Raw genomic sequence first — 17846 nt, 5'->3', positions numbered from 1 at the left:
GGCATTCAGCGGGTGAGGCGGGCGAGTTCGCGCAGCGCGCCGACGACATCCTCGGCCGTGTTGTAGAAGTGCGGCGCGACGCGGATGACGTCGTTGCGCGCCGACACCACGTAGCCCGATTGCAGCATCCGTGCCTCGACCTCGGATGCGTTCGGGATGCGGATCGCGGTGTTGGCGCCCTTCGCGCCGGGTGTCTTCGGGCTCACGACCTCGAGGCCGAGGCGCGGGGCCTCTTCGAGCGCGACCGCGGAGAGATCGCCCAGATAGTCCTCGATCGCCGGCACCCCGATCTCGTTGATCAGGCCGATGGCGGCGCGCGCGACGCTCGCGCACATCATGGGGGGCGTGCCGGTGTTGAATCGCGCCGCGCCGTCCGCGAAGTCCAGCTTGGCCGGGTTGAATTCGAAGGGGTTCACGCGGCCGAACCACCCGGTGACGCTCGGCGTGAGCCGCTGTGCGAGCTCGGGCCGGACGTACAGGAAGGCGATTCCCGGAATGCCCAGCAGGTACTTCTGCGCACCGGCGGCCAGGATGTCCACCTGCTGCGCGCGCACGTCGATCGCGAGGGAGCCGGCCGACTGGTAGGCATCGACGAACTGCACCGCGCCGTGCTCGCGTGCCGCGCGCCCGGTGGCCGCGATGTCGACGATCTGCCCCTCGTAGAAGCAGGCGTGCGACACCGAGACCAGCGCGGTGTGCCCGTCGATCGCGCGCACCACCTTGTCGGTCGTGTCGCTCGCCCCGGGCTGCGCCTGCACGAAGCGCACCTGCGCGCCGCGCGGCTGCTGCGCGAGCCATACGTGGCAGATCGAAGGGAAGTCCAGGCTGCCGGTCACGATGGCCTGCCGCTCACCGTCGAAGTGCAGTGCGGACGCGATGGCCGACGCCGCATCCGACACGCTGCCGAGCACCGCGATGTCGTTCGCGTCGGCATGGATCATGCGGGCGAACTCGGCGCGCGCGAGCGCCACCTGGTCCATCCAGTAGCCCCAGTCGGCGCCGCGCCGCGTCCAGATGTCGAGGTAGTCGTCGATCGCGCGCTTGACCGGCAGGCTCAGTGCGCTCTGCGAGCAGCTGGACAGCTGGATGGTGTTCTCCAGGATGGGGAAGAGCTTTCGGTACGAAGAAAATGGATGGGTCATGAACTTGCCTTGTGCAGCGACAAGGCCTCGAGGCGATGAACAAGAAGGCCGAAACGGCAGCTTCCCCGTCGGCATGGATCGAGGTGCCGCAATTCGGCTGGGAGACATTGACCGCGGCGGGTGCGCCCACGGTGTCGTTCCGCAAGGGACAGACGCTCTTTTCGCAGGGCGACCCGGTCACGCATGTCCATGTGATCGAACAGGGGCGCGTGCGGCTGGTGCTGCTGTCCGAGGCCGGGCACGAAAAGCACATGGCGATCGTCGGCACGCACGGCATGGTCGGCGAATGCAGCGCCTTCCTCGACGGAAGGCATTCGGTCACCGCGGTGGCGTCGTCCGACGTGATGACGCGGCAGGTCGAGCGCGCGCACTTGCAGCGCTGCATGCAAAGCGATCCGGTCTGCATGCGCCAGGTGCTCTGGCTGATGAGCGTGAAGCTTCGCGTGCTCGCCAACCAGAACCTGCTGCTGAGCCAGGCGACGGCTGCGCAGCGGGTGGTCCACCATCTCGTGCAACTCGCCGGCACCTACGGCGAGGCGCAGGCTGCGGGCATCGCGATCCGCATTTCGTTCACGCACCAGGAGATGGCCAACATCACGGGGCTGAGCCGCGTGATGACCTCGAATGTGCTGATCCAGCTGCAGGAACAGGGGCTGATCGAGATGGTTCGGTCGCATTGCGTGATTCGCGATATGCAGGGATTGAGGCGCCTCGCGCCGGGCTTGTAGGGCAGTGGTGGTCGGGTCGCGGGTCAGTGTAGGAATCGCTGCCGCGGCCGTATGTCAACGGCTTTACAAGGGCTGAAATTTTTCCGGCGCCGCCATTTCGACCGGGGCACTCGTCATTTCGTCCGGAAGCCGCGCGTCCTCGACGCTCTGGCGGCTTCCGGCCGGCGGTACTCGCTCCTAGAGTCGTTCGCATCCACAGCGAAATGTTCTCGAAGGGAATCACATGGCAGCGCCCATCATCCGCAAGGTCCTCGTCCTCGGCGCCGGCAAGGTCGGCAGCACGGTCGCCGACATGGTCGCCGAGTACCACCGCCTTCCCGTCACGCTCGCAGACCGGCAGCACGTGCGGCACGAACCCGGTGACCGGCTGGTGACGCGCGCGATCCTCGACGTGGAAGACGAAGCATCGCTGGCCGCCGTGCTGGCGGCGCACGACGTGGTCATCAATGCGTTGCCGTTCTTCCTCGCGGCGCGCGTCGCGGCGGCGGCCCATGCGGCGGGCGTCCACTACTTCGACCTGACCGAAGACGTTGCCGCCACCACCGCGATCCGTGCGCTGGCGGTGGATGCAAATACCGTGCTGATGCCCCAGAGCGGCCTTGCCCCCGGCGTGATCGGCATGCTCGGGGCGCATCTCTCGGGTCGCTTCGACGAGCTCTGCGATCTGCATCTGCGCGTGGGTGCGCTCTCGCGGCACGCGACCAACGGCCTGCGCTACAACCTCACCTGGAGCATCGACGGCGTCATCAACGAGTACTGCCAGCCGTGTGTCGCCATTGCGCAGGGGCAGCGCGTGTCGGTGCCGCCGCTGGAGGGGTACGAGACACTGGTGCTCGACGGCGACACCTACGAGGCCTTCAACACCTCCGGCGGACTCGGCACGCTGTGCGAGACGCTGGCCGGCCGCGTGCGCAATCTCGACTACAAGACGATCCGCTATCCGGGCCATCGCGATGCGATGAAGCTGCTGCTGCACGACCTGCGCCTGATCGAGCGGCGCGACCTGCTGCGGCAGGTGCTGGAGAACGCGGTGCCGCACAGCCGCGAGGACATGGTGATCGTCTTCGCCTCCGCATCCGGGCTGCGCGGCGGGCGCTTCGAGCAGGAGACGCGCATGGCGCGCATCCACGGCGGCCGCCTGCGCGGCGTGGACCGCACCGCCATCGAGCTCTCGACCGCTGCCGGGGTGGTCGGGGTCTTCGAGCTGCTTCGCACCGGTCGGCTGCCGGCACGTGGCTTCGTGGGGCAGGAGCAGATCGCGCTCGAGGACTTTCTTTCAACCCGGGTCGGTACCTGCTATGCCGGCCTGGCCGAATCGGGGGCGAATCCGACAGCGGCGGCACCGCACCGCGCAAGCACCTTCGCTCATACTTGGCCACCCCAGGCGCGACGCCGGGCCCGGAAGGAGCCACGCACATGAACGACGCGAACGATCTGTCCGCACTTTTCGAGCGCTGCGGCATCGGCGCTTCCCGACGCACCGGCGGCACGCTCGTCGTGCGCTCGGCCATCGATGGTGCGGAACTCGCGCGGCTGCACGAGACGCCGGAAGCATCGATGCCGGAGGTGATCGCGCGCGCCAGGGCCGCATTCCAGCGCTGGCGCGACGTGCCGGCGCCGGTGCGCGGCGAACTCGTTCGTCTCTGGGGCGAGGAGCTTCGCAAGGGCAAGGCCGACATCGGCCGCGTGATCTCGGTGGAGGTCGGCAAGATCGCCCAGGAGGGCCTCGGCGAAGTGCAGGAGGGCGTCGACATCTGCGAATTCGCGCTCGGGCTCTCGCGGCAGCTCCATGGCAAGACCATCGTGTCGGAGCGGCCCGGGCATCGCATGATGGAGCAGTACCATCCGCTCGGCCCCGTGGCGATCATCACCGCGTTCAACTTTCCGAGCGCGGTGTTCGCATGGAACGCGGCGATCGCGCTGGTGTGCGGCGATCCGGTGATCTTCAAGCCGTCGGAGAAAGCGCCGCTTTCGGGTCTCGCGACCTTCAGGGCCCTGGAGCGTGCCATCGCACGTTTCGGCGACCGCGCGCCGGAGGGCCTTGCGCAGATCGTGGTGGGCCGCGCCGCGCAGGCAGAGGCGCTGGTCGACAGCCCCGACATCCCGCTCGTCTCGGCCACCGGCTCGACGCGCATGGGCCGTGAGGTCGGCCCGCGCGTGGCGGCGCGCTTCGGCCGGCGCATCCTCGAACTCGGCGGCAACAACGCGATGATCGTGACGCCGAACGCGGACATCGACATGGCGCTTCGGGCGATCCTCTTCAGCGCGGTGGGTACGGCGGGGCAGCGCTGCACCTCGCTGCGCCGGCTCATCGTGCATCGCTCGGTGAAAGATGTGCTGATCCCCAAGCTGCTGGCCGCCTACGAAAGCTTGCGCATCGGTCATCCGCTGGAAGAAGGCACGCTGGTCGGCCCACTGATCGACGAGGCGGCGTTCCACGCGCTGCAACTCGCCGTCGCAGAAGTCGAAGCGCAGGGCGGCCGCATGCTCACCGGCGGCGGGCGCGTGCTGGCGGATCGCTTCCCGAAGGCCTTCTACGTGCGTCCGGCCATCGCCGAAATGCCTGTGCAGACCGGGCTCGTGCGCCGCGAAACCTTTGGTCCGCTGCTCTACGTGCTGGCCTACGACGACTTCGAGGAGGCGATCGAGTTGCACAACGATGTGCCACAGGGGCTCTCCTCGTGCATCTTCTCGAACGACATGCGAGAGGTCGAGCGCTTCATCTCCGCCTCGGGCTCCGACTGCGGCATGGCGAACGCGAACATCGGTCCGAGCGGCGCCGAGATCGGCGGGGCATTCGGTGGTGAGAAGGAGACCGGCGGCGATCGCGAAAGCGGCTCCGATGCGTGGAAGCAGTACATGCGCCGGACGTCCAACACGATCAACTATTCGACCGAGCTGCCGCTCGCGCAGGGCATCACGTTTGGCTGATGCGCGATCGCTATGCCGCGAGACGCACCGGGATCCGGCGGCGCCCGAACCCGCTCTTGAAGGCTCCGAAGCGGCCCGCGAGCGGCGTGCCGCAATGCGCGCAGGCGCCGCGCTCGTCGAGCCGGTAGTCCAGCACCAGATACCAGTCGCGCCGCACCAGCGGCGCGTGGCATGACGCACAGAAGGTGGTGCCGCCTTCGACGTCGTGCACGTTGCCGGTGTAGACGTGATGCAGCCCGTTGGCGAGCGCGATCGCGCGGGCGCGCTTCAGCGTCGCCGGCGGCGTGGGCGCCACATCCAGCATCTTGTAGTCCGGGTGGAAGGCGGTGAAGTGCAGCGGCACGTCAAGGCCGAGGTGGTCGGCGATCCAGCGCGTCATCGCTTCGATCTCGGCGCTGTCGTCGTTGTGGCCGGGAATCAGGAGCGTCGTAATCTCGAACCAGCAACGGGTTTCGTGCTTCAGGTACTGCAGCGTGTCGAGCACCGGCGCCAGGTGCGCGCCGGTCTGCTGGAAGTAGAAGCGTTCGGTGAAACCCTTGAGGTCGACGTTCGCCGCATCCATCCGCTCGTAGAACGCGCGGCGGGGGGTGGCGTGCATGTAGCCGGCGGTCACGGCCACGCTGTGCAGGCCCAGCGCGTGGCAGGCATCGGCGGCGTCCATCGCGTACTCGGCGAAGATCACCGGGTCGTTGTAGGTGAAGGCCACGCTGTCGGCGCCGCTTTCCTTGGCGGCTCGTGCGATGCGTTCGGGCGAGGCCGTGTCCATCAGCCGGTCCAACTCGCGGCTCTTGGAGATGTCCCAGTTCTGGCAGAACTTGCACGCGAGGTTGCAGCCCGCGGTGCCGAAGCTCAGCACGCTGCTGCCGGGAAGGAAATGGTTGAGCGGCTTCTTCTCGATCGGGTCGATGCAGAAGCCCGAACTGCGTCCGTAGGTGGTGAGAACCATCGCGTCGCCGACGCGCTGCCGCACGAAGCACATGCCGCGCTGCCCCTCGTGCAGTCGGCAGTCGCGCGGGCAGAGGTCGCACTGGATGCGTCCGTCGTCCAGGCGGTGCCACCACTGGGCGGGCCGGTCCATCGGAAACCCGTTCACGCCTCGAAGGCGATTGCGCTGTAGCCGACGACGCGGTCGTGATCGCCCGCGGTGTCGCCGGAGTTGCGCAGGTCGAGCAGGCGCGGATTCAGCCCATGGCGGCGCGCCGCCAGCAAGGCCCCGTTGATGGCCTCCGAGCCGCAGGCTTCGTGCGGTGTGAGCCTCGCATCGAAGTCCAGGATGCGCTGCACGGTCGCCTCGTCGGCGAGCTTTGCCTTCGCGTAGGGCAGGTAGTGCGACAGGTCCGAACTGATGACGATCAGCGTTTCGTCGCCGCCCCAGAGCCGCTCCAGCACCTCCGCGACCGCGGCGCCGTCGGTATCGCCGACCACCAGCGGCACCAGCGTGAAGTCGCCGAGCGCCGCCTGCAGGAAGGGCAGGTGCACTTCGAGCGAATGCTCCTGCGCGTGCGCTCGGTCGCTGCGGATCACCTGCGGCAGATCGGCGATGCGGTCGAGCATCTCGCGATCGATGGGAACCCGGCCGAGCGGCGTCTGGAAGGCGCCGGCCTCCGGTGCGGCAAGGCCGTTCACCCACACGCGATGCGCAGGCCCCAGCAGCACCACGCGGCGGATGGGCGTTGCGTCCGGACGCTGGAGCAGGGCGTACGCGCTCGCGGCGACGGGCCCGGAATAGACGTAGCCGGCGTGCGGCGCAATCAGCAGCTTGGGCCGGGGGTGCGCTTTCAGATCCTCGCCGGCGCCGTCGCGCAGAAGGGCCTCGACCTGTTCACGCAACTCGCGCTGTGCGGATGGATAGAACAGGCCTTGAACGGCGGCGTGGCGCACGGCGGGCATTGAGCGGCTCCAGCCGTTGAATTTGAACCGTTCGGATTCGAAAATCAAATCCTGTCCTCGATGTCCTCACCCGGAGCGTGCCATGAACGAAGAAACCTTCAACATCAGCATCCGCAAGTTCCTCAAGATGGTCGGCGTGAGTTCGCAGCGAGAGATCGAACAGGCCGTCGCCAAGGCGTTGGCGTCAGGATCGATTGCAGACAACACTGCGTTGCCTGTAAAGATGACGCTCGAGATCCCTGGTGTGCAGCTCAAGGTCGGATTCGATGGAGAAATCCATCTGGGGTGACCTTTCCGGCGGGGCGGTCCCGCCGGTCCCGACGGGCTCTCGAGTTCAGGCCGCAGGCGGCGGCGGAACCGCGCTGCGGCGATCCAGCTTGCGACTGAGCACCACCGAGGTGTGCGTGTGCTGGATGCCCTCGATGAGCCCGATTCGGTCGAGCAGCGCATCGAGCTGCTCGTTCGTCTCGCAGCGCAGCAGCACCATGTAGTCGAACTGCCCGCTGACCGCCGAGACCTCTTCGACCTCGGGCAGGCGTTCGAGTGCGCGCATGACCGCGGCGCCGGTCTTGGGCGCCACGCTGAGCCCGCAATAGGCGCGCACCGCGGCTTCCTCCAGCCGCTTGCCGAGACGCACGCCATAGCCGGCGATCACGCCCTCGCGCTCCAGGCGTGCGATGCGGGCGACGATGGTGGTGCGCGCCACGCCGAGCTTGCGCGCGAGCAGCGCGGTGGATTCGCGCGCGTTGGCTTGCAGCAGGCTCAGCAGGTGGCGGTCGGTGTCGTCCATGGACGCCTCAGGCGGACAGCGCCCGTGAGCAAGACATGCGTGGGCACCCGCGGAACCGGCTCCGCCGGGCCGCAGGGGTGCGCCCCCTGGAGGGGATGCAGAGCCACCCGTAGTGGGTGGGCGAGGCTGGGGGTGGTCACACCTCCGCGATCAGCTCGATCTCGACGCACGCGCCGAACGGAATCTGCGCCACGCCGAAGGCGCTGCGTGCATGCGCGCCTTTCTCGCTGCCGAACACTTCGGCGAAGAATTCGCTCGCGCCGTTGGTCACGAGGTGCTGCTCGGTGAAGCTGCCGGTCGAGTTGACGAGGCTCATCACCTTCACGATGCGCTTGACCTTGTCGAGGTTGCCGACCGCCGCGTTCAGCGTGCCGAGCAGGTCGATCGCGATCGCGCGCGCGGCCTGCTTGCCCTCCTCGGTCGTCATGTTGGCGCCGAGCTGGCCGACCCACGGCTTGCCGTCCTTCTTGGCGATGTGGCCGGAGAGGAACACCAGATTGCCGGTCTGCACGAAGGGCACGTAGGCGGCGGCGGGAACGGAGACGGGCGGCAGCGTGATGCCGAGGCTCTTGAGTTTGTCCTGGATGCTCATGGAATGTCCTTGTTGTCGGATGGCTGGGAGTCGGATGGCGGATTGTCCGCCACCGGGCCCGCTTGGGCGCGCGCGGCATTCGCGGCCTCGTCGCGACGCTCCTCGATCGGCTGCACCGTGACGCCGACGTGCAGCGAGTGACGCGCGCCGCCGTGCAGCACGCCGCGCATCGGCGATACGTCGGAATAGTCGCGGCCGACCGCAAGCGTCACGTAGTCTTCGCCGGGCTGCCGGCCGTTGGTCGGATCGAAGTCGACCCAGTCGCCGGGCCCGTCGGCACCCGGCAGGTAGACCGAGACCCACGCATGCGACGCATCCGCGCCCACCAGGCGCGGCTGGCCGGGCGGCGGCTGGGTGAGCAGGTAGCCGCTGACGTAGCGCGCCGGCAGGCCCAGGGTTCGCAGGCACGCGATCATGATGTGCGCGAAGTCCTGGCACACGCCGCCGCGCTGCGCGAGCGCCTCGACCGCCGGCGTGCTGATCTCGGTGCTCTCGGCGTCGTAGTCGAAGTCCTTGAACATCCGCAGCGCGAGGTCCATCGCGACGTCGAAGGTCGGGCGGCCGGCGGCGAAGCTCGGCCGCGCATAGGCCGCGAAATCGTCATGGCGCGGCACGTAGCGCGACGGAAAGAGAAACTCGGCCGCCGGGTCGTAGTGCGAGTCCTTGATGTAGCGGAAGCGTTCGCGCACCTCCTCCCACGGCAGGTCGCGCGCGACCGAGGCGGGCAGCTGCGGCACCGAGGTTTCGACCACGCTTTCGGCGGTGACGAAGAGTTCCTCGTGCGTCGAGTCGAGCGCGAAGAAGTTGCGCGTATTGCCGTACACATCTGGCGATTCGCTGCTTTGCGCCGGCGGCGGAGTGATCCGGAGCGCATGGCTCACCAGCCGCTGCGAAGGCGTGTTCATCGGCTTCAGGTGCGCCAGGTGCTGCGCGGTGTCGACCGGCGGCGTGTAGTCGTAGCGTGTGAAGTGGGTGACGTGAAGCAGCATGTCATGCTCCCACGGAGCGCAGGGATTCGGACGTGAGCGTGAAATAGCGCGTGCCGATCGCGTCCGAGACATGGTAGGCGGCGGTTTCGCACGCGGCGCACAGGTCGAGCAGGCCGCGGTACTGCGCGTCGGCGCCGGCTTCGCAGAGGTGTTCCAGCGTCCAGGTGTCGGGGTCGGGCAGTTCGTAAGACAGTGCGGAGAGCTTGCCCGGCGCGCTGCCCGCGAGCTTGGCGATGCGCTTGCGCAGGGTGTGCGTGACCCAGGCGAGCGATCGCGGGTTGTCGCCGTCGAGCACCAGCAGGTCGACCAGCGTCGCGACATCGCGCCGCTGCTGGTAGCGCGCATGGAAGGTGATCGTGCTGTCGAACAGCGCCACCATCGCCTCGAAGCCGGGCACCTCGTGCACCGCGCCGGTCTCGAAGCCCGCCGCGAGCGTGCTGCACAGAAAGGCCAGCCGCTCGATGTGCCGTCCGATGGACAGCAGGCGCCACGCATCGTCGCGCGTCATGCGGTCGGTCTGCGCGCCGGTCATCGCGGCCAGCGCGGTGCTCGCCGATTCGAGCAGGCGCAGCGCGGCGCCGGACTCATAGCCCGCTTCGCCCTTCTCGCCGGCCTGTTCGGCGCTGCGGCGCAGGAAGTCGGCTTCGGCGCGCACGATCTGGTTCCAGTGGTCCTGGGACAGCCGCTCGCGCACCGCAGCGGCCGCGCGCCGCACGCAGCTCAGGCTGAAGCCGACGCTGCCGCCGTGCTCGACGTCGCCCAGTTCGGCGATCAGCACGCGCTCGAACACCCGCCGCGATTTCGGCAGGCTCGGCACCTCGCGCGGCACGAGTGCGTTGCGTTCCGCGAGCTGGTGCAGCCAGTGGAGCAGTGCGCGGGAAGAGGCTTCCTCGCCGCCGAGCAGGTCGAGCGTGACGCGTGCGAGGCGCACCGCGTTCTCGGCCCGCTCGGTGTAGCGCCCGAGCCAGAACATGTTCTCTGCGGCCCGGCTGGTGACCGGTGCGCGATGCCGCGCGAGCGAGGCCGGCGTTGCGTGCGAGGGGAGCAGCGTGGTCATGTCGACCTCGCCGAGCGTCTGCACCCAGACGTCGGCGCTGCTGCCGCCGCGCTGCATCGAGGCGATCTGCGCATCGGGGCCGGCCAGCCGCGCGAGGCCGCCCGGCAGCACGCGCCACGACTGCGGGCCGTCGCTGATCGCGAAGGCGCGCAGCACCACGGCGCGCGGCGCGATGTGGCCGCGGTCGAAGTTCTGCGCCCAGGTCGGCATCTGCGACAGCGGGAGATAGCTCTGCACCGTGTGCTCGTCGCCCCGGCGCATGATGCGGCCCGCCCATTCGTCGAGCGCGCGCTGGCCCATGCGGGTGCCGAGCACCGAGTCGAAGCTGGTGTGCGAATCGTCGCCGGGGTAAGTTGCCTTGATCGCGCAGTCGGAGAGCAGCGGGAGCACCGCTTCCATCGCGGCGCGCTCGCCGCACCACCAGGTCGGCAGCGCCGGCAGTTGCAGCTTCTCTTCGAGCAACCGACGCGAGAGCGCCGGCAGGAAGCCCAGGAGCGCCGGCGATTCGAGAAACGCCGAGCCGGGCATGTTGGCAACGAGCACGTTGCCGGCGCGGATGGCCTGCAGCAGCCCGGGCACGCCCAGCGTGGAATCCGGGCGCAGTTCGAGCGGGTCGAGGAACTGGTCGTCCATCCGCTTGATCAGCCCGTGCACCGGCCGCAGGCCCTGCAGCGTCTTGAGGTAGAGCCGCTGGTCGCGCACCGTGAGGTCGTTGCCTTCGACCAGCGTGACGCCGAGGTAGCGCGAGAGGTAGGCGTGCTCGAAGTAGGTCTCGTTGTACGGGCCCGGCGTCAGCAGCGCGATGTGCGGCGGCTGTCCGGCGGGGCACATGCGCTGGAGGCCTTCCATCATCGCGTTGTAGGTCGCGGCGAGGCGCTGGACGTTCAGGTTCTCGAAGGCCTGCGGGAACTGGCGCGCGATGGCGAGGCGGTTTTCCAGCAGGTAGCCCAGGCCCGAGGGCGCCTGCGTGCGCTGCGAGACCACCCACCAGTTGCCGTCCGGCCCGCGTGCGAGGTCGAAGGCCGCGATATGCAGCCAGGTGTCGCCGGGCGGCTTCACGCCATGCATGGCGCGCAGGTAACCCGGATTGCCTTGCACCAGCGCCGGCGGCAGCAGCCCTTCGGAGAGCAGTTGCTGCGGCCCGTAGACATCGGCCATCACGCGGTCGAGCAGGCGCGCGCGCTGCTGGACCCCGGCTTCGATCTGCGCCCAGCTTTCGGGCGAGACGATCAGCGGAAAAAGATCGAGCGACCACGGCCGCTGCGGTCCGTGGGCGGCATCGGCATACACGTTGTAGGTGACGCCGTTGTCGCGGATCTGCCGCTCCAGGCTGACCGCGCGGCGCGGCAGGTCGTCGAAGCCGCCGGGGCCGAGGTTCTCGAAGAAGCCGGCCCAGGGCGGGGCGAGCGGTGCGTGTTCGCCGGGGGCGAGATCGGTCTCGTCGGCGGCCGGCGCGGCGGGCGGTACCGAGGCCGCGTCGTAGAGCGGCGCGGGCTGTGAAGGGGTGCCGAGGCGCGGGGTGCTCTGTGGCGTTGCGATGCCGCGCAGCTCGTCGAAATGCCCCGGCGCGGCCGGTGGCGCGAGCGCGGACGCCAGCTCGGCCGGCGCTTCGAGCGCCTGGGCATCGAAGAGAGATGTGTTCTGTGAGTCCACGGTGCGCTGATTGTCACACCGTGGACACGCAATGCCGCTTCGTCAACGGAGTGGCTAGCGCCGCAGATCCAGCGTGAACGGGAACTCGCGGCTGCCGCTGATCTCGATCGTCGCCGGCGGCGTGGTCATCAGGCCCGGCGTGTGGCCCATGCGCGAGAAGCGTGCGTGGCGGCGGCTTTCCGCTTCGTAGGCATTCACCGGGAAGGTCTCGTAGTTGCGCCCGCCCGGGTGCGCGACGAAGTACTGGCAGCCGCCGAGCGAGCGCTTCATCCAGGTGTCGACGATGTCGAAGGTCAGCGGCGCATGCACGCCGATGGTCGGATGCAGCGATGAAGGCGGATTCCACGCCTTGTAGCGCACGCCCGCGACGAATTCGCCCATGGTGCCGGTCGGCTGCAGCGGCAGCACCTGGCCGTTGACTGTGATGACGTGGCGGCTCTCGTTCATGCCGGTGACGCGGATTTCGACGCGCTCCAGCGACGAATCCACATAGCGCACCGTGCCGCCGGGCGCGCCTTCCTCGCCCATCACGTGCCAGGGTTCGAGCGCGTTGCGCAGCGACAGCTCCACGCCCATCGCCTGCACCTGCCCGACGAGCGGGAAGCGGAACTCGAAATGCGGTGCGAACCAGTTCGGGTCGAAGGCGAAGCCGGCCTGGCGCATTTCGCTGATCACGTCCTCGAAGTCCATCTTCACGAAGGTGGGCAGCAGGAAGCGGTCGTGCAGCTCGGTGCCCCACCGGGTGGCCGGCGCGGCGTAGGGCGCATCCCAGAAACGGGCGACCAGCGCGCGCAGCAGCAGTTGCTGCGCGATGCTCATGCGTGCGTGCGGCGGCATCTCGAAGGCGCGCAGCTCCAGCAGGCCGAGGCGGCCGGTGCTGGAATCGGGCGAGTAGAGCTTGTCGATGCAGAACTCGCTGCGGTGGGTGTTGCCGGTGACGTCGATGAGGATGTTGCGCAGCGTGCGGTCCACCAGCCACGCGGGCATGTTCTGGCCGTAGATCTCGCGGCTGCGTGCGATTTCCTTGAGCGCGATCTCCAGCTCGTAGACCTGGTCGTTGCGCGCCTCGTCCACGCGCGGGGCCTGGCTGGTCGGGCCGATGAACATGCCCGAGAACAGGTAGCTCAGCGACGGATGGTTGTGCCAGTACAGCAGCAGGCTCGCGAGCAGCTCGGGCCGGCGCAGGAAGGGACTGTCCGCCGGCGTCGCGCCGCCGAGCACGAAATGGTTGCCGCCGCCGGTGCCGGTGTGGCGCCCGTCCGTCATGAATTTCTCGGCCGACAGGCGCGTCTCGAAGGCCGCGTGGTAGAGAAACTCGGTGTGCGCGACCAGTTCGCCCCAGTTGTGCGCCGGATGGATGTTGACTTCGATGACGCCCGGGTCGGGGGTCACCTGCAGCAGCTTCAGGCGTGGGTCGCGCGGCGGCGGGTAGCCTTCGATGACGATCTTGACGCCGAGCTCCTCGGCGGTGGCCTCGACGGCGGCGACCAGGTCGAGATAGTCCTCCAGGCGAGCGAGGGGTGGCATGAAGACGTAGAGCACGCCCGAGGCGGTGCCGACCTTTTCCGCCGCCGGCCCGTTGGCGCGGCGCGGGTCGCGTACCTCGACGCACAGCGCGGTGCGGGTGATCCAGTGGGCGGACTCGCCGCGGCGCGGCTGGCGCGTTTCGGCGGAATCCTGCGCCGCTCCGTCGCGCAAGGCCGCGGCTTCGCCCGGCGACTGCATCCGCAGCGCGCTGGGCACGGCTTGCGGTGCGCCGAAGTCGTAAGGCACCCTGCCGCGATCGGCATCGCCTGCACCGAACGAACCGGCCATGCCTGCCGCATAGCGCGCACGGTAGTCGGCCGCAGCGGGCAACCCGTCGCGCGGCGCGGTCGGGTCGCGTTCGACGAGGTAGGGATAGTCGCCCTTGCTGGCCCACGGCTGCGAGTCGAGCGGCAGTCGGTAGCCCATCGACGAATCGCCGGGCATGAGGTAGAGCCGGTCATCGCGCAGGAACCATGGTCCGGTCTTCCAGCCGGGGCCGGCGAGGGCGGGCGCATCGCTGTCGGCGTTCGAGGCCTCGATCGGCAGCATGTAGCCGATCACCGCATCCAGCTTCTGCGTGAACACGCGGCGCAGGCGCACGCGCTCCAGCTCGTCGTCGAGCTTCGAGTCGAAGGGGTCCACGTTCACCGGCAGCCGGCGCTCGCGCCACAGGTAGTAGTAGACGTCCTCGTAGCCCGGCTGGATGTAGCGCTCGGTCAGGCCCAGCCGCCGCGCCAGCGCGTTGGTGAAGCGCTGCGCATCCTCGCTCGTGTAGTTCGTCGGATGCCGCTCGTCGGCGAAGAGGTCGGGGTTGTGCCAGATCCTTTCGCCATCGGCCCGCCAGAAGATCGACAGCGCCCAGCGCGGCAACTGCTCGCCCGGGTACCACTTGCCCTGCCCGAAGTGCAGGAAGCCGCCTTCGCCGTATTCGGCGCGCAGCTTCTGCACCAGCTCGGTCGCGTAGCCGCGCTTGGTGGGGCCGAGCGCGTCGGTGTTCCATTCGGGCGCGTCGCGGTCGGTGGTCGCGACGTAGGTCGGCTCGCCGCCCATCGTCAGGCGGACGTCGCCGGCCTTCAGGCGCTTGTCCACCGCCTCGCCGAGCGCGAGCACGTCGTCCCATTGCTCCTCGGTGTAGGGCTTGGTCACGCGCGGGGATTCGTAGATGCGCGTGACCTTCATCTCGTGGCCGAAATCGACCTCGGCCTCGTCCACCGCGCCCTCGATCGGCGCGGCGCTGGACGGGGTGGGCGTGCAGGCGAGCGGAATGTGGCCTTCGCCTGCGAGCAAGCCCGACGTGGCGTCGAGCCCGATCCAGCCGGCGCCCGGCAGGTAGACCTCGCACCAGGCGTGCAGGTCGGTGAAGTCGACGGTGGTGCCGCTCGGGCCGTCGAGCGACTTCACGTCGGGCGTGAGCTGGATCAGGTAGCCCGAGACGAAGCGCGCAGCGAGGCCGCAGTGCCGCAGCAACTGCACCAGCAGCCAGCCCGAATCGCGGCACGAGCCCGACCCGTTGGCCAGCGTTTCTTCCGGCGTCTGCACGCCGGGTTCCATTCGGATCAGGTAGTTGACGTCCTGCTGCACCTGCTGGTTGATCTGGACGAGGAAATCGATCGTGCGTTGTTCCTTGCGGTCGATCTTGTCGAGATACGCCTGCACCAGCGGCGTGGGCGCATCAGCAACGAGGTAGGGCGCGAGCTCCTGCGCCTGCGCCTCGGTGTATTTGAAGGGGAAGGTCTCGGCCTGCGGTTCGAGGAAGAAGTCGAAGGGGTTGTAGACCGCCATCTCGACGACCAGGTCGACCGTGACCTTGAAGGCGGTCGTCTTCTCGGGGAACACCAGTCGGGCGAGGTAGTTCGCGAAAGGGTCCTGCTGCCAGTTGATGAAGTGCTGCTCGGGCTCGATCCGCAGCGAATACGAGATCACGTTGCTCCGGCAGTGAGGTGCAGGTCGCAGGCGGATGACCTGCGGCCCCAATTGCACCGGACGGTCGTACTTGTAGTGGGTGACGTGGTGGAGCGCGGCGTGGATGGACATGTTGTTCAGTGCGTCGGTCGTGCCTCGGGTGAGACGCATACTAGCCGACACAGAAAGCAATTAGCGCGCCAAAAAGCGGCGTGACAGGGAGCGTTGAGGTATGCAGGGATGGGATGTGCGCGGCCTGCGGGTGCTGGCCGCCATGCTGGGTTTCGTCGTTGGAACGGCGTTGCAATTGCAACAGGCGGCGCTCTGGCGCGAGGCGGTCTATGCGGCGCTCGTCGCGGGGGCGATGGCTGGCGGATTCGCGCTGCGCCCATTGGAGCGGCTGCGGCGCGGCGCGCTCGTCCTGACGGTGGCGCTGCTTCTCGGCGGCATGGCCGGTGCCGGCCTCGCGGGCTGGCGCGCAGTGTGCTTTGCAGCCGATGCGCTGCCGCGGGCGCTCGACGGCAGCGATCTGGTGGTGACCGGCGTGGTCGCACAGATGCCGCTGCGCAACGAAAGCGGATTGCGCTTCACGCTCGAAGTCGAATCGGCACGCTGGCCCGGCCGTGCGGACGACGGGCGCGCGCCGCCCCGGGTGCCGCCGCGCGTCTCGATCGGCTGGTATGCGGACGCGAGCGGCGAGCCGGGCGCGCCGCTGCACGCGGGCGAACGCTGGCGGCTGCCGGTGCGGCTGAGAGCGCCGCATGGCAACTTCAATCCGCACGGCTTCGACTACGAGTTGCGCCTGTGGGAGCAGGGCGAGCAGGCGACCGGCTACGTGCGTGGCGGCGTGCCGCCCCCCGAGCGCATCGCAACGACATGGCGCCATCCGATCGAGCGCGCACGGGAAGCGGTGCGCGATGCCATCCTGATGCGCGTGCCCGATCGCCAGAGCGCGGGCGTGATCGCCGCGCTGGTCACGGGCGACCAGAACGCGATCGAGCGCGCCGACTGGGACGTCTTCCGCGCGACCGGCGTGGCGCACCTCATGGCGATCTCGGGGCTTCACGTGACGATGTTCGCCTGGCTTGCCGCGTTGGCGGTCGAGGCCCTGTGGCGCCGCAGCCGCCGCTTGATGCTGCGGTGGCCGGCGCAGCATGCGGGGCTTGCCGGCGGCGTGGCGCTCGCGGCGCTCTATGCGGCCTTCAGCGGCGGGGGCGTGCCGTCTCAGCGCACGGTGTGGATGCTGGCGGTCGTCGGCCTGCTCCGGCTCGGCGGGCGGATGTGGCCCTGGCCGTTCGTGTGGCTGCTGGTCTGCGCGGTGGTGGTGGCGATCGATCCGTGGTCGCTGACGCAGCCGGGCTTCTGGCTCAGCTTCGTGGCGGTGGGGGTTCTCTTCGCCGCGGGCAACGGTGCGACCGACGATGCGCGCGCCGGCGTTGCAACGCGCATCGCCCGGTTGCTGCGCGAGCAGTGGGTCGTGACGCTGGCGCTGACGCCGCTCACCCTGTTGCTGTTCCAGCAGATCTCGGCGGTCGGGCTGCCGGCCAACCTGATCGCGATTCCCTGGGTGACGCTGGTGGTGACGCCGCTTTCCATGCTCGGCCTGCTGATTCCCGCCCTCTGGGAGGTGGCTTCATGGGCGGTGCAGGCGCTGTCATGGCTTCTGCAATGGTTCGCGCAATGGCCGTTCGCGACCCTGTCGATGCCCACGCCGCCGATCTGGACGGCCGCCGCGGGCGTCCTCGGCGGCATCGTGCTCGCCATGCGCCTGCCGTGGTCCATTCGCGTGCTCGGGCTGCCGCTGTTGGCGCCGGCGCTGCTCTGGCAGCCGCTGCGCCCGGCGATGGGGGAGTTCGAACTGCTGGCTGCCGACGTGGGGCAGGGCAACGCGGTGCTGGTGCGCACTGCATCCCACAGCCTGCTTTACGACGCCGGTCCCCGGTACAGCCTGGCCGGCGATGCCGGGCACCGCGTGCTCGTGCCGCTGCTGCGGGCTTTCGGCGAGCGGCTGGACGCCGTCGTCCTGAGTCATCGCGACACCGACCACACCGGGGGCGCGCCGGCGGTGCTGGCGATGCAGCCGGCGGCGCGGCTGCTGAGTTCCATCGAGGCCGACCATCCGCTCCAGACGCTGCGGAAGGCGCAGCGCTGCGTCGCCGGCCAGCGTTGGACGTGGGACGGCGTCGACTTCGAGATCCTCCATCCCTCGGAAGGCGACTACGGCGGCTTCGCCAGGCCGAACGCGATCTCGTGCGTGCTGCGCATCGGCAACGGGCGCGCGACGGCATTGCTCGCAGGCGACATCGAGCAGGCGCAGGAGGCCGCGCTGGTCGCCCGCCATGCCGATCGGCTGGCGGCCGACGTTCTGCTCGTGCCCCACCACGGCAGTAAGACCTCGTCGAGCCCACCGCTGCTCGAGGCGGTACACCCGCGCCTCGCGATCGTCCAGGCGGGCTGGCGCAACCGCTTCGGCCATCCGGCGACGGAGGTGGTCCAGCGCTATGCCGAGCACGGCATCCGCCTCGTCGACACGCCCCATTGCGGCGCCGCGACGTGGTCCAGCGCCGTGCCGGATGAAATGCTTTGCCACAGGAACACGGCGCGGCGCTACTGGCACCACCAGATGGATTGACGGCGCGCAAGCC

At 69.1% G+C, this 17846-nt stretch carries 13 protein-coding genes; 5 read left to right on the top strand and 8 right to left on the bottom strand.

The window, feature by feature from the left end:
• Positions 1–5: 5 nt before the first annotated feature.
• On the bottom strand, positions 6–1142 hold the full coding sequence (locus WKW77_RS14780; RefSeq protein WP_340357613.1) for an aminotransferase class V-fold PLP-dependent enzyme: 1137 nt from the start codon (positions 1140–1142) through the stop codon (positions 6–8).
• A gap of 35 nt (positions 1143–1177) precedes the next feature.
• On the opposite strand from WKW77_RS14780, the gene WKW77_RS14775 reads away from it, so the two are divergent.
• The 3 genes from WKW77_RS14775 to amaB all read left to right on the top strand — a co-directional run bounded on the left by WKW77_RS14775 (position 1178) and on the right by amaB (position 4801).
• Positions 1178–1870 carry a Crp/Fnr family transcriptional regulator gene (locus WKW77_RS14775; RefSeq protein ID WP_340357612.1) on the top strand — a complete coding sequence of 231 codons (693 nt, stop codon included), beginning with the start codon at positions 1178–1180 and terminating at the stop codon, positions 1868–1870.
• 223 nt (positions 1871–2093) lie between these two features.
• Entirely contained in the window at positions 2094–3290 is a 1197-nt protein-coding gene (locus WKW77_RS14770; protein ID WP_340357611.1) for a saccharopine dehydrogenase family protein, read from the top strand.
• Positions 3287–4801: an L-piperidine-6-carboxylate dehydrogenase gene (gene amaB, locus WKW77_RS14765; RefSeq protein WP_340357610.1), complete on the top strand. Its 1515-nt coding sequence runs from the start codon at positions 3287–3289 to the stop codon at positions 4799–4801. Before WKW77_RS14770 ends, amaB begins: the two co-directional genes overlap by 4 nt.
• Positions 4802–4811: 10 nt before the next feature.
• On the opposite strand, the gene amrS is transcribed toward amaB, so the two are convergent.
• Both amrS and amrB read right to left on the bottom strand, forming a co-directional pair.
• Positions 4812–5879 carry an AmmeMemoRadiSam system radical SAM enzyme gene (gene amrS / locus WKW77_RS14760; protein WP_340357609.1) on the bottom strand — a complete coding sequence of 356 codons (1068 nt, stop codon included), beginning with the start codon at positions 5877–5879 and terminating at the stop codon, positions 4812–4814.
• Between the two features lie 11 nt (positions 5880–5890).
• Positions 5891–6691: an AmmeMemoRadiSam system protein B gene (gene amrB / locus WKW77_RS14755; RefSeq protein ID WP_340357608.1), complete on the bottom strand. Its 801-nt coding sequence runs from the start codon at positions 6689–6691 to the stop codon at positions 5891–5893.
• 82 nt (positions 6692–6773) lie between these two features.
• Here amrB and WKW77_RS14750 point away from each other — a divergent pair, with 82 nt between their 5' ends.
• Entirely contained in the window at positions 6774–6980 is a 207-nt protein-coding gene (locus WKW77_RS14750; RefSeq protein WP_340357607.1) for a DUF6494 family protein, read from the top strand.
• Between the two features lie 45 nt (positions 6981–7025).
• Here WKW77_RS14750 and WKW77_RS14745 read toward each other — a convergent pair whose 3' ends face one another.
• The 5 genes from WKW77_RS14745 to WKW77_RS14725 form a co-directional block, all read right to left on the bottom strand.
• Complete coding sequence (locus tag WKW77_RS14745; RefSeq protein ID WP_340357606.1) at positions 7026–7481, bottom strand: Lrp/AsnC family transcriptional regulator; 456 nt, start codon at positions 7479–7481, stop codon at positions 7026–7028.
• 136 nt (positions 7482–7617) lie between these two features.
• A complete protein-coding gene (locus WKW77_RS14740) occupies positions 7618–8073 on the bottom strand; it encodes a RidA family protein (RefSeq protein WP_340357605.1) in 456 nt (151 codons plus the stop codon).
• Positions 8070–9062 (bottom strand): transglutaminase family protein, encoded by a 993-nt coding sequence (locus WKW77_RS14735; RefSeq protein ID WP_340357604.1) that lies wholly within the window; start codon positions 9060–9062, stop codon positions 8070–8072. The genes WKW77_RS14740 and WKW77_RS14735 overlap by 4 nt, the downstream gene beginning before the upstream one ends.
• 1 nt (position 9063) lies before the next feature.
• A complete protein-coding gene (locus tag WKW77_RS14730) occupies positions 9064–11772 on the bottom strand; it encodes a circularly permuted type 2 ATP-grasp protein (protein ID WP_340357603.1) in 2709 nt (902 codons plus the stop codon).
• Positions 11773–11826: 54 nt separating this feature from the next.
• Positions 11827–15333, bottom strand: a complete 3507-nt coding sequence (locus tag WKW77_RS14725) for a transglutaminase family protein (RefSeq protein WP_340357993.1) — start codon at positions 15331–15333, stop codon at positions 11827–11829.
• A gap of 100 nt (positions 15334–15433) precedes the next feature.
• Between WKW77_RS14725 and WKW77_RS14720 the strand changes: the two genes are divergently transcribed.
• Positions 15434–17833, top strand: a complete 2400-nt coding sequence (locus tag WKW77_RS14720) for a DNA internalization-related competence protein ComEC/Rec2 (RefSeq protein WP_340357602.1) — start codon at positions 15434–15436, stop codon at positions 17831–17833.
• Positions 17834–17846 lie beyond the last annotated feature (13 nt).

The organism is Variovorax ureilyticus, from assembly GCF_037889935.1.
In the GTDB taxonomy this organism is placed as follows: domain Bacteria; phylum Pseudomonadota; class Gammaproteobacteria; order Burkholderiales; family Burkholderiaceae_C; genus Variovorax; species Variovorax ureilyticus.
This window is presented reverse-complemented; position numbering and strand designations above follow the sequence as displayed.

What these genes read in the sequence shown, in the direction of transcription:
- WKW77_RS14780 (WP_340357613.1), bottom strand. Translation starts at nt 1,142, where the DNA reads ATGACCCATCCATTTTCTTCGTACCGAAAGCTCTTCCCCATCCTGGAG.
- WKW77_RS14775 (WP_340357612.1), top strand. Translation starts at nt 1,178, where the DNA reads ATGAACAAGAAGGCCGAAACGGCAGCTTCCCCGTCGGCATGGATCGAG.
- WKW77_RS14770 (WP_340357611.1), top strand. Translation starts at nt 2,094, where the DNA reads ATGGCAGCGCCCATCATCCGCAAGGTCCTCGTCCTCGGCGCCGGCAAG.
- amaB (WP_340357610.1), top strand. Translation starts at nt 3,287, where the DNA reads ATGAACGACGCGAACGATCTGTCCGCACTTTTCGAGCGCTGCGGCATC.
- amrS (WP_340357609.1), bottom strand. Translation starts at nt 5,879, where the DNA reads ATGGACCGGCCCGCCCAGTGGTGGCACCGCCTGGACGACGGACGCATC.
- amrB (WP_340357608.1), bottom strand. Translation starts at nt 6,691, where the DNA reads ATGCCCGCCGTGCGCCACGCCGCCGTTCAAGGCCTGTTCTATCCATCC.
- WKW77_RS14750 (WP_340357607.1), top strand. Translation starts at nt 6,774, where the DNA reads ATGAACGAAGAAACCTTCAACATCAGCATCCGCAAGTTCCTCAAGATG.
- WKW77_RS14745 (WP_340357606.1), bottom strand. Translation starts at nt 7,481, where the DNA reads ATGGACGACACCGACCGCCACCTGCTGAGCCTGCTGCAAGCCAACGCG.
- WKW77_RS14740 (WP_340357605.1), bottom strand. Translation starts at nt 8,073, where the DNA reads ATGAGCATCCAGGACAAACTCAAGAGCCTCGGCATCACGCTGCCGCCC.
- WKW77_RS14735 (WP_340357604.1), bottom strand. Translation starts at nt 9,062, where the DNA reads ATGCTGCTTCACGTCACCCACTTCACACGCTACGACTACACGCCGCCG.
- WKW77_RS14725 (WP_340357993.1), bottom strand. Translation starts at nt 15,333, where the DNA reads ATGTCCATCCACGCCGCGCTCCACCACGTCACCCACTACAAGTACGAC.
- WKW77_RS14720 (WP_340357602.1), top strand. Translation starts at nt 15,434, where the DNA reads ATGCAGGGATGGGATGTGCGCGGCCTGCGGGTGCTGGCCGCCATGCTG.